The organism is Rhizorhapis sp. SPR117 (genome assembly GCF_021742065.1).
On record NZ_JAKKIE010000007.1, the window covers coordinates 76,963 to 97,520 of the forward strand.

General features: G+C 65.5%; 26 protein-coding genes and 1 pseudogene. 7 read left to right on the forward strand and 20 right to left on the reverse strand.

Going from position 1 to position 20,558, the window contains the following annotated elements; genetic code table 11:
* The first annotated feature begins 1 nt into the window (after window position 1).
* The 3 genes from L3X40_RS04705 (at window position 2) to L3X40_RS04715 (ending at window position 1,672) form a co-directional block, all read left to right on the forward strand.
* The gene (locus L3X40_RS04705; protein ID WP_237364610.1) at window positions 2-874 is read left to right on the forward strand and encodes a ribose-phosphate pyrophosphokinase; all 873 of its coding nucleotides are present in this window, start codon (window positions 2-4) and stop codon (window positions 872-874) included.
* A gap of 169 nt (window positions 875-1,043) precedes the next feature.
* Entirely contained in the window at window positions 1,044-1,304 is a 261-nt protein-coding gene (locus tag L3X40_RS04710; protein ID WP_052027568.1) for a hypothetical protein, read from the forward strand.
* Window positions 1,301-1,672 (forward strand): hypothetical protein, encoded by a 372-nt coding sequence (locus L3X40_RS04715; RefSeq protein ID WP_237364611.1) that lies wholly within the window; start codon window positions 1,301-1,303, stop codon window positions 1,670-1,672. The genes L3X40_RS04710 and L3X40_RS04715 overlap by 4 nt, the downstream gene beginning before the upstream one ends.
* Window positions 1,673-1,682: 10 nt before the next feature.
* On the opposite strand, the gene L3X40_RS04720 is transcribed toward L3X40_RS04715, so the two are convergent.
* From L3X40_RS04720 to L3X40_RS04735, 4 genes are all read right to left on the reverse strand, one after another.
* Window positions 1,683-1,856, reverse strand: coding sequence for a hypothetical protein (locus L3X40_RS04720; protein ID WP_185706838.1), 174 nt, complete (start codon window positions 1,854-1,856; stop codon window positions 1,683-1,685).
* 26 nt (window positions 1,857-1,882) lie between these two features.
* A complete protein-coding gene (locus L3X40_RS04725; RefSeq protein ID WP_237364612.1) occupies window positions 1,883-2,236 on the reverse strand; it encodes an NADH dehydrogenase ubiquinone Fe-S protein 4 in 354 nt (117 codons plus the stop codon).
* A complete protein-coding gene (locus L3X40_RS04730; RefSeq protein WP_237364613.1) occupies window positions 2,220-2,741 on the reverse strand; it encodes an Hsp20/alpha crystallin family protein in 522 nt (173 codons plus the stop codon). Before L3X40_RS04730 ends, L3X40_RS04725 begins: the two co-directional genes overlap by 17 nt.
* 93 nt (window positions 2,742-2,834) lie before the next feature.
* The gene (locus L3X40_RS04735) at window positions 2,835-3,305 is read right to left on the reverse strand and encodes an Hsp20 family protein (RefSeq protein ID WP_237364614.1); all 471 of its coding nucleotides are present in this window, start codon (window positions 3,303-3,305) and stop codon (window positions 2,835-2,837) included.
* A gap of 164 nt (window positions 3,306-3,469) precedes the next feature.
* Here L3X40_RS04735 and L3X40_RS04740 point away from each other — a divergent pair, with 164 nt between their 5' ends.
* From L3X40_RS04740 to L3X40_RS04750, 3 genes are all read left to right on the forward strand, one after another.
* Window positions 3,470-4,054, forward strand: coding sequence for a response regulator (locus tag L3X40_RS04740; RefSeq protein WP_237364615.1), 585 nt, complete (start codon window positions 3,470-3,472; stop codon window positions 4,052-4,054).
* The gene (locus L3X40_RS04745) at window positions 4,051-4,473 is read left to right on the forward strand and encodes a response regulator (RefSeq protein ID WP_237364616.1); all 423 of its coding nucleotides are present in this window, start codon (window positions 4,051-4,053) and stop codon (window positions 4,471-4,473) included. The genes L3X40_RS04740 and L3X40_RS04745 overlap by 4 nt, the downstream gene beginning before the upstream one ends.
* 344 nt (window positions 4,474-4,817) lie before the next feature.
* Window positions 4,818-5,438: a response regulator transcription factor gene (locus L3X40_RS04750; RefSeq protein WP_030541612.1), complete on the forward strand. Its 621-nt coding sequence runs from the start codon at window positions 4,818-4,820 to the stop codon at window positions 5,436-5,438.
* Between the two features lie 143 nt (window positions 5,439-5,581).
* Here the strand turns inward: L3X40_RS04750 and L3X40_RS04755 are convergent, their stop codons facing one another.
* From L3X40_RS04755 to atpD, 10 genes are all read right to left on the reverse strand, one after another.
* The gene (locus L3X40_RS04755; protein ID WP_237364617.1) at window positions 5,582-7,348 is read right to left on the reverse strand and encodes an oleate hydratase; all 1,767 of its coding nucleotides are present in this window, start codon (window positions 7,346-7,348) and stop codon (window positions 5,582-5,584) included.
* Between the two features lie 79 nt (window positions 7,349-7,427).
* On the reverse strand, window positions 7,428-8,276 hold the full coding sequence (locus L3X40_RS04760; protein ID WP_046408699.1) for a F0F1 ATP synthase subunit gamma: 849 nt from the start codon (window positions 8,274-8,276) through the stop codon (window positions 7,428-7,430).
* Window positions 8,273-9,805 carry a F0F1 ATP synthase subunit alpha gene (locus L3X40_RS04765; RefSeq protein WP_445177153.1) on the reverse strand — a complete coding sequence of 511 codons (1,533 nt, stop codon included), beginning with the start codon at window positions 9,803-9,805 and terminating at the stop codon, window positions 8,273-8,275. Before L3X40_RS04765 ends, L3X40_RS04760 begins: the two co-directional genes overlap by 4 nt.
* Complete coding sequence (locus tag L3X40_RS04770) at window positions 9,777-10,526, reverse strand: F0F1 ATP synthase subunit B family protein (RefSeq protein ID WP_237364618.1); 750 nt, start codon at window positions 10,524-10,526, stop codon at window positions 9,777-9,779. Before L3X40_RS04770 ends, L3X40_RS04765 begins: the two co-directional genes overlap by 29 nt.
* A gap of 1 nt (window position 10,527) precedes the next feature.
* On the reverse strand, window positions 10,528-10,770 hold the full coding sequence (locus L3X40_RS04775) for a F0F1 ATP synthase subunit C (RefSeq protein WP_017501321.1): 243 nt from the start codon (window positions 10,768-10,770) through the stop codon (window positions 10,528-10,530).
* Window positions 10,767-11,468 (reverse strand): F0F1 ATP synthase subunit A, encoded by a 702-nt coding sequence (locus L3X40_RS04780; RefSeq protein ID WP_237364619.1) that lies wholly within the window; start codon window positions 11,466-11,468, stop codon window positions 10,767-10,769. The genes L3X40_RS04775 and L3X40_RS04780 overlap by 4 nt, the downstream gene beginning before the upstream one ends.
* Complete coding sequence (locus L3X40_RS04785; protein ID WP_237364620.1) at window positions 11,465-11,731, reverse strand: ATP synthase subunit I; 267 nt, start codon at window positions 11,729-11,731, stop codon at window positions 11,465-11,467. Before L3X40_RS04785 ends, L3X40_RS04780 begins: the two co-directional genes overlap by 4 nt.
* Window positions 11,728-12,003, reverse strand: coding sequence for an AtpZ/AtpI family protein (locus tag L3X40_RS04790; protein ID WP_021245229.1), 276 nt, complete (start codon window positions 12,001-12,003; stop codon window positions 11,728-11,730). The genes L3X40_RS04785 and L3X40_RS04790 overlap by 4 nt, the downstream gene beginning before the upstream one ends.
* Window positions 12,000-12,410 carry a F0F1 ATP synthase subunit epsilon gene (locus L3X40_RS04795; protein WP_237364621.1) on the reverse strand — a complete coding sequence of 137 codons (411 nt, stop codon included), beginning with the start codon at window positions 12,408-12,410 and terminating at the stop codon, window positions 12,000-12,002. Before L3X40_RS04795 ends, L3X40_RS04790 begins: the two co-directional genes overlap by 4 nt.
* Complete coding sequence (gene atpD / locus L3X40_RS04800) at window positions 12,407-13,819, reverse strand: F0F1 ATP synthase subunit beta (protein WP_237364622.1); 1,413 nt, start codon at window positions 13,817-13,819, stop codon at window positions 12,407-12,409. The genes L3X40_RS04795 and atpD overlap by 4 nt, the downstream gene beginning before the upstream one ends.
* Before the next feature lie 275 nt (window positions 13,820-14,094).
* Between atpD and L3X40_RS04805 the strand changes: the two genes are divergently transcribed.
* On the forward strand, window positions 14,095-14,514 hold the full coding sequence (locus L3X40_RS04805) for a hypothetical protein (RefSeq protein WP_017501314.1): 420 nt from the start codon (window positions 14,095-14,097) through the stop codon (window positions 14,512-14,514).
* Between the two features lie 27 nt (window positions 14,515-14,541).
* On the opposite strand, the pseudogene fabI reads toward L3X40_RS04805, so the two are convergent.
* From fabI to cueR, 6 genes and pseudogenes are all read right to left on the reverse strand, one after another.
* Window positions 14,542-15,315, reverse strand: a pseudogene (gene fabI, locus L3X40_RS04810) (enoyl-ACP reductase FabI).
* Window positions 15,312-16,502: an acetate/propionate family kinase gene (locus L3X40_RS04815; RefSeq protein WP_237364623.1), complete on the reverse strand. Its 1,191-nt coding sequence runs from the start codon at window positions 16,500-16,502 to the stop codon at window positions 15,312-15,314. The pseudogene fabI and the gene L3X40_RS04815 overlap by 4 nt, the downstream one beginning before the upstream one ends.
* Window positions 16,495-17,922: a bifunctional enoyl-CoA hydratase/phosphate acetyltransferase gene (locus tag L3X40_RS04820; protein ID WP_237364624.1), complete on the reverse strand. Its 1,428-nt coding sequence runs from the start codon at window positions 17,920-17,922 to the stop codon at window positions 16,495-16,497. Before L3X40_RS04820 ends, L3X40_RS04815 begins: the two co-directional genes overlap by 8 nt.
* Window positions 17,923-17,925: 3 nt before the next feature.
* Complete coding sequence (locus tag L3X40_RS04825; RefSeq protein ID WP_237364628.1) at window positions 17,926-19,647, reverse strand: PHA/PHB synthase family protein; 1,722 nt, start codon at window positions 19,645-19,647, stop codon at window positions 17,926-17,928.
* Between the two features lie 188 nt (window positions 19,648-19,835).
* Window positions 19,836-20,009 (reverse strand): hypothetical protein, encoded by a 174-nt coding sequence (locus L3X40_RS04830; RefSeq protein ID WP_021245222.1) that lies wholly within the window; start codon window positions 20,007-20,009, stop codon window positions 19,836-19,838.
* A gap of 41 nt (window positions 20,010-20,050) precedes the next feature.
* The gene (gene cueR, locus L3X40_RS04835; RefSeq protein WP_237364625.1) at window positions 20,051-20,449 is read right to left on the reverse strand and encodes a Cu(I)-responsive transcriptional regulator; all 399 of its coding nucleotides are present in this window, start codon (window positions 20,447-20,449) and stop codon (window positions 20,051-20,053) included.
* Window positions 20,450-20,558: the final 109 nt, after the last annotated feature.

A 20,558-nucleotide genomic window follows, 5' to 3' on the forward strand; every position in this document is an offset into this window, starting at 1 on the left:
CGTGCTGTTCGCGCTGCCTGGCAGCGAGGCCCTGGCACAGCCGCTATCCGCCGCGCTCGATGCAGAGGTCGGCACGATCGAGCATCGTCAGTTTCCTGACGGGGAAACCTATCTCAGGGTCGTAAGCGACATCAGCGACCGCGAGGTCATCCTGCTGTGCAGTCTCGATCATCCGGATGCCAAGCTGTTGCCGCTGCTGTTCGCAGCCGACACCGCGCGCGATCTGGGCGCTCGAAGGATCGGGCTCGTCGCCCCCTACCTCGCTTACATGCGCCAGGACATTCGCTTCCATGCCGGCGAGGCGGTGACGTCGCGAACCTTTGCCGCGATCCTGTCTCGCCATCTCGACTGGCTGGTGACGGTCGATCCGCATCTCCATCGCTATCATGCGTTGTCGGAAATCTACCGCATCCCGACCCAGGTTGTTCATGCCGCGCCACTTCTGGCCTCGTGGATCAAGCGCAATGTCGCTCGTCCGCTGATCATCGGTCCGGACCTGGAAAGCGAACAGTGGGTCTCGCAGGTGGCGGCCGATGCCGATGCTCCGTTTCTCGTGTGCGAGAAAATCCGGTCCGGCGACCGTGACGTCACCATCTCGATTCCGAATGCCCCAGCGTTTCTCGATCGCCAGCCGGTGCTGGTCGACGATATCGCCTCATCCGGCCGAACCCTCGCCGAGGCGGCGCGCCAGCTGGTCGACATGGGGTTCACGCGACCGGATTGCGTGGTCGTGCATCCGCTTTTCGCCGGCGATGCAGCGCAAGTCCTGGGTGGGCTCGTCGAGAGGATCGTCAGCACGAACGCTGTTGCACATACTTCGAATGATATCGACGTGATGCCGGCGATTGCGGAGTCCGTTCGCCGCGGGATCTGAACGGTGCGCTGCGCGTCAGTTCTTCAGTACTCAATGCTCAATGCACGATGAAAACGAACGCCCGGCAAACGCCGGGCGCGTTTCCATCCATTGACCCTAAGCGAGTCCGAACCAATCTTCCGGGAACTCCGTTTTCGGAGAAAGTCGCGGCAGGAAAGGAGGATATGTCATGTCGCACACACGCTCGTTCCTTGATCCCTTCATCGTTGCTCGGCACCCGCAGCTTGAGCCCGAAGTGAAGCGCGCCATCCTGGCATCCTGGGCGTCCGATCGCTCCGCCGTCGAGGGCCAACCGGCCCTCCGTCGCCCGCCGGGCGCCAGCAGCCCGGTGCCGGTCGACGATGTGATGGCAGCGCTGCGCTGGCTCGATCGCGCTGAACGCGGCGCGGGCGACCGGCATATATCGCCCGGTTCAGAGACCCGGCAATGAGCCGCGGCGCGTTGCGGCGCTGGCGTGAACGGGGCAGCCGGACCGTCACGGTCCTGCTGCCCTTTGCCGACATCATGGAGATTGCGCTCGCGCTGCTGTCGCTCTCTCCGGATGAACTGGCGCGGCTCGATTGGAGCTTTGCCGATCGCAAGCGCCTGCTCGATCATCTCCTGCAGTCGGGCAAACAGGCGCAGTCAGTGGACCGGGACAAGCTCGACCAGACATTGCTGCGCCTCGCGCTTCCCGCGCGCGACGTGCGACGCCTGAAACGCTTTGCGCAGCGCGAACTGCCAAAAACGGCCACGAACGCGGCTGTGATCGAACGGCTGAGCGCCGTGCTCGAGGCGGCCGATCCGGACAGGATCTAGCGCGGCTGTTCTATGGCGCTACGCCCGCCGCATGTTCCCGGAGCGCCCGCGCGCGTGCGTCATAAGCGCGCGCGAGTTGCGCGTGAACGATGATCGCCTCTGGGATCGCCGCGGCCTCGGCCGCCGCCCATTCCTGGGCCGCGCGCCTCATGTAATAATCCAGATCGTCGTCGACACTGCTCAAACCTATCCACCTCCTGGAAGGCCCGGCTACGCGCCGAGCCGAAATATCAGTCCTGTCGATCGGCAATAGCGCTCGGCCGCAACACGATCTTGAAATCGCAGTTCGACATGGGCAAGCGGATCGCTGCCGCCCGTCCACCCCGTCAACGGATCGATGAAGGGGGGACAGCGCGGCTCGAAGCGGACCCGCCACTGGCCACGTCGGGCCCGTCCGCCCTGGTTGGTCGCGATCGGCATCGGCTCGATGATCGCCACCGCATCGGGCGGGAAGACGCCGGTGCAAACGGCACAACGCCGGCAATTATCGTTCGGCGGCGTTGACGACCGCCTGCGTGGCCCGGAACGGGTGTTCCGGGCCAGCTCGTCATGCGGCGGCGCCATTGATCGGAATGCGGCGACGATTATCGTCCGGCACCTCCAATCGGGGCAGCGCGACGGTGAGCACGCCGTTCTTGAACGTCGCGGTCGCCTTGTCGCGGTCGATTCCGCGCGGAAGGCCAATGCGGCGCTCGAAGCGGCCATAGCTCCGCTCGGAATAGCCGCGGTCCTTGTCGTCGACATCCGCACGCTTTTCGCCGCGGATGGTCAGCGCGCCTTCCTCGATGCTGATGTCGACATCCTTCTCCTCGAGCCCAGGGAGCTCCGCAGTCACGCGAATCTCCCTATCGGTCTCGCCAAGCTCGACATGCGGCCACGCGGCGCCGCGGTCGAAGCCGCCGAAAGCCGGCACGCCAAAACCGCGAAACACGTCATCGAACAGCCGGTTCACGTCGCGATGAAGCGAAAAGAGCGGGTGGGTTGCAGCCTCGCGATCGCGCTCGGCGCCGATGGCTGCGGGAAGCCGGTTCTCCTGCCGGCTCCAGGGGATCAAATCACGGAACGCCATGACGGCTATCTCCTTGTCTGGCTAGAGTTGGGGCATGACCCGCCGGCCACCGCCCCCACGGGGACGGTGCCGGCGAGCCGATTGTGATCGCGATCAGGCCGCCTGGGCGTCCTTGGGTGCCTCGATGCGGTCATTGGCGGCGTTCGCGCCGCCGCTGATCTCGATCTTGCGCGGTTTCATTGCTTCGGGAACGACCCGCTTGAGCTGGATGCTCAGCAAGCCATGCTCGAATGTCGCCTCGCCGGCCTCGATAAAGTCGGCAAGCTGGAATCGCCGCTCGAACGAACGGGTCGCGATGCCGCGATGCAGATAATCGCCCTGATCCTGGTCTTCGGCGCGCTGGCCGGTGACGGTGAGCTGATTCTGCTGGGCAACGACCTCGATATCGTTCGGCCGGAAGCCAGCGACGGCCAGTGTGATGCGATAGCTATCCTCGCCGTCCCTCACGATGTCGAACGGCGGAAAGCCGTCATCCTCGCGCTGGCCCGCTTCGAGCATGTTGAACAGGCGGTCGAAGCCAACGGTGGAGCGCCGATAGGGCGCAAAGTCAAACGTGCTTCTCATTTCCAAATCCTCCTCAGGAAGCGATCTGGGCATGAGCTGCGCCGGTGCAGGAGAGCCGGCGCCCTCTATGTCCCACCGGACCCGAACACGGCGCCCGGCGAAACCGACATAGAAATCCGCGACGTCATTTCAAGAGATTGAGGAACACCAAATGCGCCGTTGAAATGCGCGTTCGTAGTGGCCTGTGCAGACGCTTCCCGCGGAGGGCGAGGCACCCCACCCGCGACAAGCTTGGACGGCTTGCAAATGCGGTCAGCGGTTTCCCGAAAGAGACGACAGGCAAGCGCCAACGTGACATGGTGCCGGATCACGGCGTTGATTATGGTGAAGAAGACCTAGGGGGGATGGCGATGGTCCGGCTCGATCCGGAAGAAGATGTATGGCCGATCTTCATTCTGGTTGTCGAAGATGAGCCGCTCGTGCGCATCTTGCTGGCCGACCACCTGCGCGAAGCCGGTTTCACCGTGGCGGAAGCCGTCAACGCTGACGAAGCGCTTCAGTATTGCCGCACGCATCAGAACGTCGATCTGGTCTTCACGGACGTGCAAATGCCCGGTTCGATGGACGGAATCGCGCTCGTGGCCCAGCTTCGCGAAGTCAACCCGTTCCTTCCGATAATCCTGACCTCCGGGGCTTTGACCGAGGATGAGGTCGCCGGGATCCCGTTCATCAGGAAGCCCTATGATCTTGCAAGCGCGCAGCGACTGGTCTGCTCGACCCTGATGGTCAAGCCGAGAGGCGAACAATGACGAAGGTATTGCTCGTCGACGCCGACATCCTCGTGCGCGCGTCGCTGGCGGCCTATTTGCGCGAGTGCGGTTTGCACGTGCTCGAGGCGGCGAATGATGAAGAAGCACGTGCGTTGCTGAGCGAACATTCAGCGACAATCGACATCCTGTTCGCCGACGCAGGATCGGCAGAAGCGATCGGCTTCGCCCTGGCATCCTTGGTGCGTCAGGAACATCCCGGTATCGGTGTCATCCTCGCCGGGAATATCGAAACTGCGACACGGAAGGCGGGCGATCTCTGCGATGATCAGCCTTCGATCTCAAAGCCCTATGATCACCGGTTCGTGCTGGATCGAATTCGCCGCGCCGTAGCGGCGCGCGAGCGGAGCTGCGGTTCGCCCCGGACATCGGCGCTACGGCGCGCTGCTGACACAGAATAGCGATTTATCAGCTTCTTGCCATGACAACATGACGCGTCGAGCTTAGGAGCAACCAGCGCGCTCATCCCCCAAGAGGCGTGCCCACTCCCGGCGGCAGCGTCTTGCGGCGCCTTGCCGCCGGGAGACCAGAGGGAGCGCCGCCCCGTTCGCAAGAGCGGTCATCTCGCAAAGTTCGGCACATGATGCCGGGTCGCTTACCCCCTCTCGCCGAGCACCTGCCTTGCCTGTTGTGATGCGGCGGCATTTCGGCCTTGACCTTGGACCATGGTCCTACCCGTAGAAGGTCTCCCCTTTGAAGCTGTGCCCGCTGGGGTGCGCAGCAATGCCAACACGTCCGGGGGGCCATGGAGAGCAAGCGCGTCGTTCACGTCATTGATGACGAAGAAACAATCAGGAAAGCTGTAGGATTCACATTAAGAACAGCGGGATTTGCCGTCGAGACCTATGGCTCGGGAGTCGACTTTCTGAAAATTGCGGATGAAGCCGAAAGAGGTAGCATCGTTCTCGACATGCACATGCCGGACATGAACGGTCTACAGGTCCAGGCAGCGCTGACGCAGATGGATATAAGCATGCCAGTGGTGATGCTGACCGGCAACGGAGACATTGCGCTTGCTGTCCAAGCGATGAAGGCGGGTGCTGTCGATTTCCTGGCCAAACCTATCGAACGGGCGCTGCTGCTCGATGCGATAGACCGAGCGTTCGCGCGCATCGACACGGCCGAGGGGCGCGCTCTCGAAGAAGCCGAGGCATGCCGACAGGTCGATCTACTGACACCGCGCGAACGGGATGTTCTCGAAGGCCTTGCGCAAGGCCTTCCGAACAAGACCATCGCCTATGATCTGGGGATTTCTTCACGGACGGTCGAAGTTCATCGCGCGAGCATCATGTCCAAGCTTGGGGTCCGTACCCTTGCCGAAACCTTGCGGATCGCCTTTGCGGCTGGAATGGGAAGGCCGCTGTAGGTAAAGGCGGCCAGGGCTGCCGCGGTTGAATCTCTGCGTGTCACCTGATGGCGCGGACATAGTGCCTGCCGGGATGCCTCGACGTCGTTCATCAGCTTTTGGCGGAATTTTCGTGAGCCCAGGCGAAGGGTCGCGCTTGATTGCTATCTCGAAAGGAGATGAAACTCTTCCAACAGCTGGGCGATCTCTGTGCCTTCAAGCTTCTTCATCAACAGTTTGCGCAGGAAGGACGGGCCGGGAATGTCGATCCCTCTGCCATCCCTGAGCGGCCCGATTGCGGCCAGAAGCGTGCGGATATCATAGGTTGAGTTGAACACTTCCGGCACGCCGCGTTCGACCTTCATCAGCGTGTAGACGGCTTCCATCGGCGTGCGCACCGAATATTCCGTCGTGAAAATACAATCACGCTGCTTCGACTCGGCAAACTGGCCGACAAAGGCGAAGTTGACCGCGCCCTGGGGCACAACGTCCGGCCGGTCGCCGGCCTGACGCGGCATGAAGAAGGCGGTGATGTAGGGCATCATCACCGGCACGGTCTTCGCCCCCGTCGCGGCGAGCCCAGGAATATCCTCGACCGGCACGCCGAGATGATAGAGCCATTCCTGCGTGATCTCCTCGCCCGTGCAGTCCTGCATCGGCTTCTTCACATAGTCGCCGGGTCGGTCGACGAACAAGGCATAGAACCAGGCGACGATCTGGTCCTTCGGCTGCTTCTTGAAGTGGGGTTGCCGGCTCACCGTCCAGCTCAGCAGCCAGCTCGAGTCCTTGACCGTGATGATGCCGCCGGTCACCACCGTGCCGCTGAACGGATCGCGCCTGGCAATCTTGCGAATATACGCCGGAATGCGCGCGTCGAGCGTGGTGATGGTCGCCGACGCCCATTTGGTTTCCGGGATATGGGATCCAAACACGTCGGGACGACCAAAGGCCGGGTCCTTGGCCGCGATCCGGCGCCACAGGTCCCAGGCCGGCGCCGGCCCCTCATTCAGCCTGGCCGGTGTATGATGATCGCCATTGTCGGAATTCTCGGTCAGCGATCCGATGGTGATGAAGACGAGATCGTCGGCGCCGAGATCGACGCCGCCTTCGACCCCGTTTTCGATCCAGGCAATCCGGGTCGCCTGTTTGCGGCCGGGCCGGATGTCGAAATCGACGTCGGTGACCTCGACGCCGTAGCGAAACCTGACGCCGCGATCCTGCAGCCAGTTGACCAGCGGCAGGACCATCGATTCATATTGATTGTAGCGGTTGAACTTGAGTGAGGAGAAATCCGCCAGACTGCCGATATGGTGGATGAAGCGATGGAGATAGAGCTTCATCTCAAGCGCGGAATGCCATTCCTCGAAGGCGAACATGGTGCGCCAGTAGAGCCAGAAGTTGCTCTTGAGGAAATCATCGCCGAAGACTTCGTTGATCCTCTTGTTCTCCATCTCCTCCCGCGTCGCGAGGAAGACGGAGATCAGATCTCTTCGCGCGCGATCGCTGAGTGTCAGCAAAGCCTTGTCAGGCACATCCTGGCCCTGGTTCTGCGTGACGCGCTGCAGCGAAAAATTCGGATCGTCCTTGTTGAGCCGGTAGAATTCGTCGAGCACACTCGCATCCTCGATCTCCAGCGAAGGGATCGAGCGATAGAGATCCCAGAGGCATTCGAAATGCTCCTCCATCTCGCGCCCTCCGCGGATGACGAACCCCTTTTCGGGGACGTCGAGGCCGTCGAGCGCGCCGCCGGGAACATGCAGCTCCTCAAGGATGGTAATACGCTCGCCGGCGACGCCGCCGTCGCGGATCAGGAACGCCGCGCCCGCTAGTCCCGCAAGACCCGAGCCGACGAACCAGGCCGTCTTCCTGTCAGCGCCCTCAGGTTTGCGGGGGCGCACGAAAGCTTCGTAGTTTCCGCTACTATAGTGCATGGCGAACTCCCTCTTCGATCCCGACGACAATGGCGGTTCTGCGGTTTCTTGCTGAACAGCAGAAGTGCCTGCCCTGCATTCATTCTCGCCGATGTCGCCCGCCGCTCAGTTCGACGACTTCACTGGTGATCTGATCCTGACGCGTGAGGCGCTCCTCGAGGCGCAGGGCCTCGCCCTTGCGATCGATGTGGCTGCGGGCGGTCGCCATGGTGCGCAGCCGTGCCTCATTCTCGGCGACGAACGTCTCGACCGCAGCCGCGCAGATCTGGGCGAAGACATATTCCGCGGTCAGGTCGCCGATAAGGTCCGCCGCGTTGATATTGACGAGCGGCGGCAAATCCGCCGTGGACGCGGGGAAAGTGTCGAGGTCGAGCGGCAGGAGGCTCGCGCGCACGATCGAGACGCCCTTGCCGCTGCTCCAGACCGGATAAGCCATGGTGATGGGCACCGCGCCGGTCTCGTCCAGATAGTCGTACAGCGCGTCGATGATGCTTGTCGCGAGTGCGGGCAGCGCATCGGCCTTGCTCGGCATGCTCGCGCTCCATGCGATGCGCAGACCGCGCTCGGTCGCAAGCGTGGCCGTGCGCGCGCCAATCAGAAGAATATGCCTGTCCTGCATGTCGGCCGCGGCGCCGTCGAGCAGCTGCTCCGGAAAGGCCCCGGCAAAGCCTTGCTCCGCACCGAACAGGATAAGGCCGCCTCTCGCACCACCGACCGCCCGCGCCGGAAAACGCGCCAGTGGCTCGTCAAGGCGGCGCGCCTGGCCAATGGCGGTGCGGGCGGTCTCCGCATAGCGTCGCACCGCGGGCAGCAGCGCGCGCGCCTGCTGCGCCCGCTGCGCGGCGATGCCCTGCATGGCGTTGACCACCGCACCGAGCTGGCGGACGGTCTCGATCCGGTGGCCGATCTCGGCGAGGCGATCGCTCATGATGCAGAACCGGCCGGCTGGCTTTCGATCAGCGCGTTCACCGTCGTCATCAGAGCGGACCGCTGCGCGGTGTCGATCTGTCCAGTCCGCTCGATCTGCGCGCATAGATCGGGGACGTGATCGTCGATCCAGGCGGGCAGCCGCGTGCGGAGCGACGGTATCTGCGTGACCGCCATGCCATCGAGTAACCCTTCGCCGAGCGCCACGGCCAGCGCCACCTGGTCGACGACCCGTAGGGGACTCGACAGCGGTTGCACGAGCAAGGCGCGCAAGCGCTTGCCGCGTTCGATCTGGGCGCGGACACGCGGCTCGGGCTGCTCGCCGAAGCGGGTGAACATCTCGAGCTCGAGGAACTGCGCATAGTCGAGGCGCATGGTCCCGCTCGCGTCGCGCAGGACGCGAAGCTGCGTCTTGCCGCCGACCCGGCTCACGCTCGTGCCCACGTCGATGGCGGGCTTGTGCCCCTGCGCGAACAGCTTCGCGTCGAGAATAATCTGACCGTCGGTGATCGAGATCAGATTGGTCGGGATATAGGCGCTGACGTTGCCGGCATCGGTCTCCGCGATCGGCAGAGCCGTGAGCGAACCGCCCCCCTTCTCCGTCGAGAGACGCGCCGCACGTTCGAGCAGGCGGGAATGGAGGAAAAAGACGTCGCCGGGATAGGCCTCGCGCCCGGGCGGCTGTCCGGTCAGCAGGGCGATCTCGCGATGGGTCGCGGCATGCTTGGTGAGATCGTCGAGCACCACCACCGCATGGCCGCCACCATCCCGAAAATACTCGGCCATCGTGAAGCCCGCGAACGGCGCGATCCATTGCAGCCCCGGCGCCGCGGCGGGGCTCGCCACGACGAAGATGGTGCGGTCCGGCGCGCCATGCCGCCGCACCTGGTCGACCACGCGCGCGACCGCCGAGCTTTTCTGGCCGATCGCGACATAGACGCAGATCATGTCGCTGGTGCGCTGGTTGATGATCGTGTCGACCGCGAGCGCCGTCTTGCCGGTGGCGCGGTCACCGAGAATAAGTTCGCGCTGCCCCCGGCCGATGGCGAACATCGCATCGATTGCGAGCGTGCCGGTCTGCACCGGCTGGACGACGAGGTCGCGTTCGATGATCGCCGGCGCCGGCCGTTCGACAGGATCGAAGCGCCTGGCGCGGATCGGCGCGCCCCCATCGAGCGGACGGCCGAGCGGATCGACGACGCGGCCAAGCAATGCCTCGCCAACCGGCACGCGCACCACCTCGCCCGAGCCGGTTACGGTGTCTCCTGCCTCCACCTGGGCGGCATCGTCGAGCAGCACGCAGCCGATCCGGTCCCGGTCGAGCGTGTGGACGAATCCGGTCTGGCCCCGGGCGAAATAGAGCAATTCGTCGAGGCGCGCGTCCGGAAGGCCCGAGACCATGGCAACGCCGTCGCCGATCGATTCCACCCGGCCAATTGCATCGACACGCGGCCCGAGATTGGCGCGCGCGATGCAGCTCTGGGCCTGCGTCAGCCAGTCTTCAGGCGATCCGGGCATGATCGTCCTCATTGAGGCTCTCCACCATGGCGTCGAGATCGGCGCGCCAGCTGTTGCGCACGACGGCGTGGGGCGTGCGAAGCTCCGCGCCGGCGATGAGATCTGGATCGACCGCGAAGATCGGGGTGGCGGCATCCGGCAGGATCTCGCCAAGCGCGCGCGCTACCTGCGTCTGCAGATCGGCCGTCAGCGGCGCGGGCGTCGCGACGGTGACGGGCCCGGCGGCCGCCAGGCTGCGGCGATCCGCCTCGGAAAGGTCCCCGAGCCGCGCCTTGAGCGCGTCGACCATGGCCTGCACCGTCTGCTCGGGCGGGAGACGAGCGAGCAATGTGCCCGCCATCGAGGCGGCGAGGCTCGCTGCCTTTTCCCGCCACTGCGCCGCCACCCGCCCGCGTTCGGCATCGATCGCCGCATGGCCTTGCTCGACGACGGCGTCCGCCTCGAGCCTGGCCTGCGCGAGGAGGCGCTGGCGCTCCGCTTCGGCCTCGGTCCGGATCTCGGCGCGGCGAGCCGCCGCATCCGCAACGAAGCCGTCATTCTGCGTCTTGAGCGCCTGCGCTTCGGCCTGTGCCCGGTCCTTTGCTTCCCTCGCTTCGTCGAGCAGCGCCTGGGCCGATGCCTGGCGGGCAGCGATGGCATCCATCACCGGACGGAACAGGAAGCGTCCGAGCAGCCACACGAGGATGAGGACATTGACCGCCTGCAGCGCGAGCGTCCACCAGTCGATCCGCATGTCAGGCGAACGGGTTGGCGAAGAGCAGCAGCAGCGCGATCACGAGGCAGTAGATCGCCATCGTCTCGATCATCGCGAGGCCCACGAACAGCGTGCGCGAGACGGTGTTGGCGGCTTCGGGCTGGCGCGCGATCGCGTCCATCGCGGCGGCGACGGCCCTGCCCTGCCCGAGCGCCGGGGCGATTGCGCCGATCGAGATCGCGAAAGCGGCGCCGAGGATGCTGGCGAGATGGATCCAGTTCATGCGGGTGACTCCTGTTTGGATGGCGGGCGGGCGCCGTTCTCGCTGATAGCGCTCCCGATAAAGACCATGGCGAGCGCGCCGAAAATGTAGGCCTGGACCGCGCCGGTCAGCATTTCGAGCGCCATGAGCGGGATCGGGACGAGCAGCCCGGCGAGGCTCAGCACGACGCCGATCATGAAGACGCCGCTCATGACGTTGCCGAACAGGCGCACCATCAGCGAGAAGCTGCGGGTGAAGAGCTCGACGATATTGAGCGGGGCGAGCAGGATCGAGGGGCGCGCGAAGGTCGCGAGATAGGCCCTGGGCCCGAGCGCGCGGACGCCGAACCAGAGCGTCGCGTCGAAGACGATCAGCGCCAGCGCCGCGTCGGTTTCGAGGGTCGCGGTCGGCGGCTCGACGCCGGGGATCAGCGACGACCAGTTGGCGACCAGCAGGAACAGGAACAGCGTGCCGATCAGCGGCAGATAACGCTGCGGCTCCGCCTCCATCGTCTCGCGGATCTGGCCGGCGACGGTCTCGACGACCAGCTCGAGCGCCGCTTGGGCTCGTGATGGGCGTAACGCAAGGCGGCGGGTCAGCAGCCAGCTTCCGATTGTAAGGACGGCCATGATGCCCCAGGTCGTGGCGACCGGCTGGCTGATCGGCACCGGACCGATCGCGAACAGCACATGGCTTTCAAGTGGTGACGCGAATTTCATCGGGCGCCTCCGAGCCGGCGGAGCATGATCTGGCGCCCGCCCATGAAGCCGGTTGTTGCGGCAAGAAGCGCCGGCCACCCTTGCCGGCTGGCGATGACGAGAACCAGAATAGTGACGGCGAGACGCCCGAGCCTGAGCAGGATCGCGCGCGATGCCGGGCCGCCATGTGTGACGAGGTCGGCTTCTCTGGCGATGGCCGCGAAATGGGCGAGGCCGACCGCAAATCCGATGGCCAGGAACAGGATGGGGGAGAGCTGGCTCATTGCCGGTGCATCCAGCGCCAGCCCGACCAGCAGCCGAGGGCGAGCCCGACGAGCAGGAGCGGCGCGGTCCAGAAGATGCCGCTATCCAGCCGGTGGTCGAGCCAGCGGCCGATCGCGAGACCGACCAGCGCGGGCAGAACGATCTGCCAGCCGAGCACGCCGATCTGGCCGAGATTGCGGGCGACGGAAGGAAGCCGCTGCGCAAGCCGCCGCCGTTCCGCGCGGGTCCGGATGGCTTCGACGATCGGCTGCTCGGGCTTGTCCGCGGTCACAGACCAAGCTCCCGGCCACCACCCTGCAGGGCCTCGACCATATGGCGGATCGCCTGCATCCTGAGCTTCGCCGACGCGGTCCGTTCGGATCGTTCGCCCTCGTCGCGTTCGCGGTAGCGCGCGAGCACGTCATGCTCGAGCGTTCCAAGGTCATCGCCGACATGGCCTTCGCGCGTCGCGACCGCGACCTCCGTGCCGTGGCTCACGGTCAGAATGCCGTTACGCACCGCGCAATAGCCTGGAGCGCCATCGGCGACCCGCCAGGAGACGATCGAGACGCCAAGCACGGTCAGGAAATCGGCGTGGCCCGACAGGATGCCGAAACTGCCGCTGGCATCCTCGGCGCGAACCGACCTGACGTCCGTGTCGACGAGGATCGCGGTCGGATCGGTGATCCGCAGCTTCATGCGCCCTGCCCCACGCGGAACCGCGCTTCCTCGATGTCGCCCACCATGTAGAAGGCGCTCTCGGGCCAGTCGTCGGTCTCGCCCGACAGAATCGCCGCGACGCCCTTCAGCGTGTCGGCCAGCGCCACCGAGCGGCCAGCCTGCCCGGTGAAGGCCTGGGTCACCATGAAGGGCTGGGTCAGGAAGCGCTGGAGCCGCCGCGCCCTGCCGACGATCAGCCGGTCCTCGCGGCCCAGTTCCTCGATGCCGAGCAACGAGATGATGTCCTGAAGTTCGCGATAATGCGCGATCGTCTCGCGGACCTGCTGGGCGAGCGCGTAATGATGGTCGCCGACCACCTGCGGATCGAGCAGGATCGACGAGGATCCGAGAGGATCGACCGCGGGATAGATGCCTTCGGCCGCCATGGCGCGGGAGAGCAGGATGGAACTGTCGAGATGGGCGGAGATGGCGGTGACCGCCGGGTCGGTGAAATCGTCGGCAGGCACATAGACCGCTTCGATCGCGGTCACCGCCGCCCCATGCACCGAGGCGATGCGCTCCTGCAGCGCGGCCACTTCGCTGGCCAGCGTCGGCTGGTAGCCGACGCGTGAAGGCATGCGTCCGAGCAGGCCGGAGACTTCGCTGCCGGCCTGGACGAAGCGGAACACATTATCCATGAGCAGCAGGACATTGCGCTTCTGCTCGTCGCGGAAATATTCGGCGATGGTGAGCGCGGTCAGCCCTACCCGCCAGCGCGCGCCCGGCGGCTCGTTCATCTGCCCGAAAACGAGCACGGTCTTGTCGATCACGCCCGAGCCGCGCATGTCCGTGAGCAGCTCATGGCCCTCGCGCGATCGCTCTCCGATGCCGGCAAAGACGGAAACACCTTCATAGCGCGCGACCATCGCGTTGATGAGTTCCATCACCAGCACGGTCTTCCCCACCCCCGCGCCCCCGAACATCGCCGCCTTGCCACCCTGGGCGAGCGGCGCGAGCAGATCGATGACCTTGATGCCAGTCTCGAACATCGCCGTCGCCGCGTTCTGGTCTTCGAGCGGCGGGGGTGCGCGGTGAATGGGCCTCAATGGAACATCCGGCCCAAGCGGCGCGCCGCCGTCACCCACCTGCCCGGTCGGCGTAAGGAGCCGCCCCAGAACCTTGTCTCCGACCGGGACCGCGATGGGGGCGCCCAAGGCCGTCACGCCGACATTACGAGCGAGACCGGAGGTCGGCTGAAGCGCGACGGCGCGGACGGTGCGGTCATCGATATGGCTCTGCACTTCCGCGACCAGCGGGCCTGACGATGCATCGACGCGCAGCGCTTCATTGACCGCGGGCAGCGGCCCTTCGTCGAACTCGACGTCGAGGACGGGACCGCGCAGCGCCGCAATCCGGCCGAGCCTGGCTATGGACGGTATCACGCCCATGCCGGTTGCCGGGTCAGACCATAATCATGCCCGACCGTGCCGCGATCATGACGGGACGGGTAGAAGTCGCTGCCCGCGGGCACGACATGGACGACAAGCCAAAAGTGCATTGGCTGAGCGTCGCAGGCAAGCCGCAGATTCGGCATACGTAGAGTTACCGATTCTCTCTGATTCAGCCTCGCCGAATAACGGCGGCGCGACGCGATGGGCCTCAGGCCAGGGCGCTATGCCCGATATGCCAGAGCTCAAACGCGAAGAGAAAGGTTCACCGTTTCATGCCCTATCCCGTTGATCAACTCGCCGCGCTCGCCAAAGCGAATGTCGGCCTGATGCTGAAGCTCGCCGAAGTCGCCCGGAAAGGTGGCGAAGAGTCGCTCGAGGTCGGCAACCGCGCCGCCGGCCGCTTCGCCGAAGAGGCGCGTGCCTCGATTGCGGGCGCGACGGACAAGACGTCGGACGCCGGCGCGGTCAGCCCGGCCGGACCGCGGGCACTGTTCGAGGACATGGCCACGGTCCGCGAGCATATGATTGCCGGCACAAGATCGGCGTTCGAGGAATGGCAGCAGGCCTGGCAGGCCGTCGCGAGCGCTCCGACGGCTCCCGGGGCGCTGGATGCCTTTGCTGCCATTGTCGGACCATGGTTCGGGCAGAAAAGCCCGGGCGACGGCGAGAAGCAGGCCACCAGCGACAAATAGGATAGCCCCCGATCGCGGCGAGCCGCCCTAGCCGAGCAGGTGCTGACCGCCATCGACCGGAATGATCGTGCCGGTGATATGGCGGCCGGCATCGCTCACCAGAAAGGCGGCGAGCCCTCCGACATCCTCGATGGTCACGAGCTGGTGCTGCGGGACCGTCGCCGCGGCCCGTTCGAGCAGCTCGTCGAAGCGGTCGATGCCGCTGGCAGCGCGGGTCGCGATCGGGCCTGGCGAGATCGCATGGGCGCGAATGCCCTTGGGGCCAAGCTCAGCCGCGACATAGCGGGTCGCGCTTTCGAGGGCCGCTTTGACCGGCCCCATCAGGTTGTAGTGCTCGACCACCCGCTCCGACCCGTAGAAGGTGACGCACAGCAGGCAGCCGCCATCCGACATCAGCGGCTCGGCGAGACGCGCCATGCGCAGGAAGCTGTGGCACGAGACGTCCATCGCCAGCGCGAAGCCTTCGGCCGAGCTGTCGACGACGCGGCCGTGCAAATCCTCCTTCGGCGCGAAAGCGATCGAGTGAAGCAGGAAATCGAGGCCGCCTTATTCGGACTTCACCCGCTCGAACAGGGCCTCCACTTCGCCCGGCACCCGGACATCGCACGCGGCGAGCCATTCGACTCCCAGGGTCTCCGCGACGGGCGCCACGAACGGCTCGGCCTTTCCATTGAGATAGGTCGCCGCCAGTCTCGCCCCACAGTCGTGAAAGGCCTGGGCGCAACCCGCCGCGATGCTATGCGCGTTGGCGATACCGATCACCAGGCCGCGCTTGCCAGTAAGATCGACGAGAGGTTTCATGCTTTCGGCTCCTCACGCAGCAGATCGGCGGCGTGGATAGCGATCATCCTTTCCTCATCGGTCGGGATGACGCGGACGGCGACACGGCTGGACGGCGCGCTGATGACTGCATCTCCTCGGAGGTTCGCGTCCGCGTCGAGGTCCACGCCGAGCCAGCCGAGCCGACCGGCGACGCGGGCGCGAATTTCAGGCGAATTCTCGCCGATCCCGGCAGTGAACACGAATGTGTCGAGACCCCCGAGCGAGGACGCGAGAGCGCCGGCCTGGCGCGCGATCTGCCAGACGAAGAGCTCGATCGCTTCCCCAGCGGTGGGCGTTTCGCTGCCGAGAAGCGCGCGCATGTCGCTGGAGACGCCGGACACGCCCAAAAGGCCGGACTCACTGTAGAGGAGATGCTCGACTTCACGCGCCGTCATGCCCCTCTGCTGGAAAAGATAGAGCACCGCGCCCGGGTCGAGCGCGCCGCAGCGCGTACCCATCACCAGCCCGTCGAGCGCGGTGAACCCCATCGTCGTGTCGATGCTGCGCCCCCCGGCCATCGCGCAAAGGCTGGCCCCGTTGCCGAGATGCGCGGCGATCGTGCGGCCACCGCCTGTATCGGGATCGATCGAACGCAGCTGCCGCGCGATATATTCGTAGGAGATGCCGTGAAAACCGTAGCGCCGCATGCCCTCTTCGCCAAGCGCGCGCGGCAGCGCGAGGCGCGTCGCGATCGGGGGCTGGCCATGATGGAAGCCGGTGTCGAAGCAGGCGACTTGCAGCACAGCGGGGCGCAGCCTGGAGACGGCGCGGACCGCGGCGAGATTATGGGGCTGATGCAATGGCGCCAGTGGGCAAAGCGCCTCGAGCGCGGCGAGGAGTGGCGCGTCGACCCGCGCCGGCGCTGAATAGTCGGTGCCGCCATGAACGATCCGATGGCCGACCGCGATCAGATCGTCGCCGACCGAGGCTTCGATCTCCCGCAGCAAATCCTCGAGCAGCGTCTCGTGCGTGATCGTGCCGTCTTTCGTCCAGCGCCGCTCGGCAAGGACATCCCCCTTCGCATCGCGCGCGATCAGGTGCGGCTCAAGGCCGATATTCTCGATCTTGCCGCTCGCCAGCAAAGAGGGCTCATCAGTGCCCGGCTCGGCGTAGAGCGCGAACTTAAGGCTCGACGAACCGGCGTTGAGGCACAGGATTTCAGCCATCGCGGCGCTGTCCCGCAACGCCGGGAGCCGCCTTGGTCGCAGCCCGCGCCAGCAGCACCGCGAGCGCGCAGGAGGCGAGGCGCGTGCGCACGCTGTCTGCCCGGCTGGTGAGGATGATCGGAGCGCGCGCGCCGAGCACCACGCCTGCGGCATCGGCGCCGCCCAGGAAGGTCAGCTGCTTTGCGAGCATGTTGCCGGCCTCCAGATCGGGCACCAGCAGGATGTCCGCCTGGCCGGCGACCGGCGAGACGATACTTTTCTCGCGCACGGCCGCCTCGCTGATCGCATTATCGAGGGCGAGCGGTCCATCGAGCAGCGCGCCTTCGATCTGGCCCCGGTCCGCCATCTTGCAGAGCGCCGCGGCATCCAATGTGGTGCGCATCCTTGGATTGACCGTCTCGACGGCGGCGAGGATCGCGACCCTGGGTTGTTCGATCCCGATCACATGGGCAAGGTCGATCGCGTTGCGCGCGATGTCGGCCTTGTCCTCAAGCGTCGGCTCGATGTTAATCGCGGCGTCGGTGATGATGAGCGGGCGCGGATAGCCGGGCACATCCATCACATAGGCGTGGCTGATCCTGCGTTCGGTCCGAAGGCCCATGTCGGACGATACGACCGCGCCCATGAGCTCGTCGGTATGAAGCGAACCCTTCATCAGCAGCGCGGCTTCGCCGGCCCGTACGCGCGCGACGGCTTCGGCGGCGGCGGCGTGGCTGTGCGGGACCCCGATCACCCGGAAGGCGGCAATATCGACACCGGCGTCCTTCGCCGCATTCGTCATACGCGCCGCAGGTCCGATGAGAATTGGAACGACGATGCCGGCGTCGGCGGCCTCAGCCACCGCGCGCATGGCGTCGGCGCTGCACGGATGGACCACGGCCGTGACGCACGCGGATCCGTCCTTGGCGCGCTCCATCAACTGGCGGAAGCGGTCGTGGCTGGCGATCCGCACGTCGGGAAGCGGCATGCGGGGCCGGCTGACTTTCTCGGTGGGCGCCTTGACCTCGGCCTGGCCGCTGATGACGGTCTCGCCCTTTTGGTTCACGCAGGCGCAGTCGAGAACGATGACATGATGCTCGGCGCGCTTCTGCGCGACGGTGACGCAGGCCGTGATGGTGTCGCCGACGCCCACCGGGCGGGTGAAGCGAAGCGATTGGCCGAGATAGATCGCACCGGGCCCTGGCAGCTCGGTTCCCAGGATCGCCGAGATGAGCCCCGCGCCCCACATGCCATGAGCGATGACCCTGTGGAACATGTCCGTTTCGGCATAGACAGGGTCGAGATGCGCCGGATTCACGTCGCCTGACACCGCCGCGAAGAGCTGGATGTCGTCGGCGGTCAGCGTGCGGGTGAGGCTGGCCGTGTCGCCGACGGCGATCTCGTCGAACGTGCGGTTCTCGATGAGGTTGGCGGTGGCCATGGCTCAGCGCTCCAGCACGTAGCGCCCGGGGGCATCACCGAGCGGCGGATAGTTCCGTTCGGGCGCGCCCATCGACGGTGGGGCGGCCGCCTTGCCCGAGTGCGATCCAAGCCATGAACTCCATTCCGGCCACCACGACCCTTCGCGCAGCTCGGCCCGCTCCAGCCAGGTATCGGGACCTGGCGCCGGGCCATCCTGCATCCGTGTCGCGACGCGAAAGTGGCGATGAGGATGCCCGGGCTCGGAGACGATCCCGGCATTGTGGCCACCGCTCGTCAGCACGAAGCGGATCTCCGCGCCCGTCAGCATGTGGAGCTTGTGGGTCGAGCGCCACGGCGCGACGTGGTCGGTTTCCGTGCCCACCATGAAGATCGGCATGCGCAGCCCCGAGAGCGAGACCGGGTGGCCGCCGGCCTCGTAGCGCCCTTCGGCCAAGTCATTGTCGAGGAACAAGCGCCGCAGATATTGCGCGTGCATGGCATAGGGCATGCGGGTGCCGTCGGCATTCCATGCAATGAGGTCGGTCATCGGCTCGCGCTCGCCCATGAGATAAGTCGAGAGGATGCGCGACCAGACCAGATCGTTGGATCGCAGCATCTGGAAGGCGCCGCCCATCTGACTGCTGTCGAGAAAGCCGCGCGCCCACATCATCGCATCGATCAGGTTGATTTCCGCCTCGTCGATGAACAGGCCAAGTTCGCCCGGCTCGCTAAACTCGGTCTGGGCGGCGAACAGCGTGACGCTCGCCAGACGCTTATCTTCATCGCGCGCCATCGCGGCCGCGGTGATGGCGAGCAGCGTGCCGCCGATACAATAGCCGGCCGCGTGGATCTTCTCGGTGCCGGTAATCGCCTGGATGACATCCACGGCGGCCATCGGCCCAAGCAGGCGATAATCCTCCATGTCGAGATCGCGGTCGGCGCTGTCGGGATTGTGCCAGGAGATGCAGAACACGGTGTAGCCCTGCCCTACCAGCCAGCGGATGAGCGAATTTTCCGGGGAGAGGTCGAGGATGTAATATTTCATGATCCATGCCGGCACGATCAGTATCGGCTCCGGACGCACCGTCTCGGTTGCGGGCGCATATTGGATCAGTTCCATGACCCTGTTGCGAAACACGACCTTGCCAGCCGTGGCTGCGACCTTCTCGCCGACCCGATAGGCCTCCGTGCCCGCTGCGGGCTCCCCGCGTACCAGGCGTTCCAGGTCGTCGCAAAAAAATCGCGCACCCTCGACAAGGCATTGTCCTCCGGTTTCGAGGATGCGCTGCTGGAGCACGGGGTTGGTCGGGATGAAATTGGTCGGGGACACCATGTCGAGCATCTGGCGGGTCGCGAACTCGACGATCGCTTCGTGGTGCCCGGTGACGCCGCTCACGCCGGTCGTCGCGGCATGCCACCATTGCTGCTGGAGCAGGAAGGCCTGCTCGATCAGGTCGAACGGATGGCGCTTCCAGGCTGCGTCGGCGAAGCGCCGATCCTGGGGCAGCGGATCGATCGCCGGCTCGGGATCGCTGCCGGATGCGCTGCGCATGGCAAAGTCGGCGAGCCGCATCAGCTTGCGCCCGCCCTTGGCGGCGAGCTGCAGCTGCCTGCCTGGCGAGCAGAGAATGTGCGTCCACCAGTCGGAAAAAGACTGCGCCAAAGTGGCGGGCGACTGGCCTGAAGTCAGCTGCGCGATGGCGGCGAAGCTCGACCGATCCAGCGTCGTGGCCAGACCGTCCAACGGGTCAGGGATATTGCTTCGACTCTGCACATTTTCGCTCCTGCTGCGGTGCAACAAGCCCTGAAGCGCAGGAAGCCTCTGCGCACTCCGTAGTCCTACGGAGGGATTGCCTCGCATATGCCAGCCCCAGAAGTCAGAGCTCAGCACGACATTGCTGTATGAAAAGCGGCCAAATACGATCAGGAGGCTCAGTGCGGTCGCACGGGCGAGCCAGCTATCCCGCCGAACCAGTCCCGCAATACCGGCGAAAGGGTCTGCGGGTTGCCGCCGATATGGCGAAGATCCTCCGCCAGCAGTGGCGGGCGGACTGCGAGGAAATATATCGCGAGGCCCGTCGTGAGAATGCCAAGTGCGATCAGCACCCCGGCCGCCAGAGCGGGTCTGGTCCGAGAGGCGGCCGGCGCTAACATTTTCTGTCGAGACTCAGTTCGGCGATGATGGGACAATCTGGCCGCTCGTCGCCATGACAGCGCTCGGCGAGATCGACGAGGGTCTCGCGCAGGGTCGTCAGCGCTTCGGCCTTGCGCTGCAATTCCTCCGCCCGCGCCAACGCGACCCGCTTTACATCGGCGCTGCTGCGGCCCGTGTCGGCCCACAGGCCGAGCAGGGTCCGGATCTCCTCGATCGGAAAACCGAGATCGCGGGCATTGGCGATGAACCGCAGGCGATGGAGGTCACTCTCGCCATAGTCGCGATAACCCGCTCCCCGGCGCGGCGGCGCCGGGATGAGGCCGATCCTCTCATAATGGCGGATCATCCGCTCCGAGACCCCGCTTTGCTTCGACGCCTCCCCGATGTTCACAGCGCTTTCCGGTTGAGGCGCAGCGCGTTGGTGGGGTGACTACACGAAAGTGACGTATCTGCACGCTAAGGGCGAACAAATCCGGTACGATGCCAGCAGATGCTATTCG

Coding starts and splice junctions, on each gene's coding strand:
- L3X40_RS04815 (WP_237364623.1), bottom strand. CDS start 16,502: ATGGCTGAAATCCTGTGCCTCAACGCCGGTTCGTCGAGCCTTAAGTTC.
- L3X40_RS04775 (WP_017501321.1), bottom strand. CDS start 10,770: ATGAACTGGATCCATCTCGCCAGCATCCTCGGCGCCGCTTTCGCGATC.
- L3X40_RS04715 (WP_237364611.1), top strand. CDS start 1,301: ATGAGCCGCGGCGCGTTGCGGCGCTGGCGTGAACGGGGCAGCCGGACC.
- L3X40_RS04725 (WP_237364612.1), bottom strand. CDS start 2,236: ATGGCGCCGCCGCATGACGAGCTGGCCCGGAACACCCGTTCCGGGCCA.
- L3X40_RS04730 (WP_237364613.1), bottom strand. CDS start 2,741: ATGGCGTTCCGTGATTTGATCCCCTGGAGCCGGCAGGAGAACCGGCTT.
- L3X40_RS04780 (WP_237364619.1), bottom strand. CDS start 11,468: ATGAAATTCGCGTCACCACTTGAAAGCCATGTGCTGTTCGCGATCGGT.
- L3X40_RS04820 (WP_237364624.1), bottom strand. CDS start 17,922: ATGGCCACCGCCAACCTCATCGAGAACCGCACGTTCGACGAGATCGCC.
- L3X40_RS04755 (WP_237364617.1), bottom strand. CDS start 7,348: ATGCACTATAGTAGCGGAAACTACGAAGCTTTCGTGCGCCCCCGCAAA.
- L3X40_RS04740 (WP_237364615.1), top strand. CDS start 3,470: ATGCGCGTTCGTAGTGGCCTGTGCAGACGCTTCCCGCGGAGGGCGAGG.
- L3X40_RS04760 (WP_046408699.1), bottom strand. CDS start 8,276: ATGAGCGATCGCCTCGCCGAGATCGGCCACCGGATCGAGACCGTCCGC.
- L3X40_RS04745 (WP_237364616.1), top strand. CDS start 4,051: ATGACGAAGGTATTGCTCGTCGACGCCGACATCCTCGTGCGCGCGTCG.
- L3X40_RS04805 (WP_017501314.1), top strand. CDS start 14,095: ATGCCCTATCCCGTTGATCAACTCGCCGCGCTCGCCAAAGCGAATGTC.
- atpD (WP_237364622.1), bottom strand. CDS start 13,819: ATGGGCGTGATACCGTCCATAGCCAGGCTCGGCCGGATTGCGGCGCTG.
- L3X40_RS04785 (WP_237364620.1), bottom strand. CDS start 11,731: ATGAGCCAGCTCTCCCCCATCCTGTTCCTGGCCATCGGATTTGCGGTC.
- L3X40_RS04765 (WP_445177153.1), bottom strand. CDS start 9,805: ATGAGGACGATCATGCCCGGATCGCCTGAAGACTGGCTGACGCAGGCC.
- L3X40_RS04735 (WP_237364614.1), bottom strand. CDS start 3,305: ATGAGAAGCACGTTTGACTTTGCGCCCTATCGGCGCTCCACCGTTGGC.
- L3X40_RS04750 (WP_030541612.1), top strand. CDS start 4,818: ATGGAGAGCAAGCGCGTCGTTCACGTCATTGATGACGAAGAAACAATC.
- L3X40_RS04770 (WP_237364618.1), bottom strand. CDS start 10,526: ATGCGGATCGACTGGTGGACGCTCGCGCTGCAGGCGGTCAATGTCCTC.
- L3X40_RS04710 (WP_052027568.1), top strand. CDS start 1,044: ATGTCGCACACACGCTCGTTCCTTGATCCCTTCATCGTTGCTCGGCAC.
- L3X40_RS04795 (WP_237364621.1), bottom strand. CDS start 12,410: ATGAAGCTGCGGATCACCGATCCGACCGCGATCCTCGTCGACACGGAC.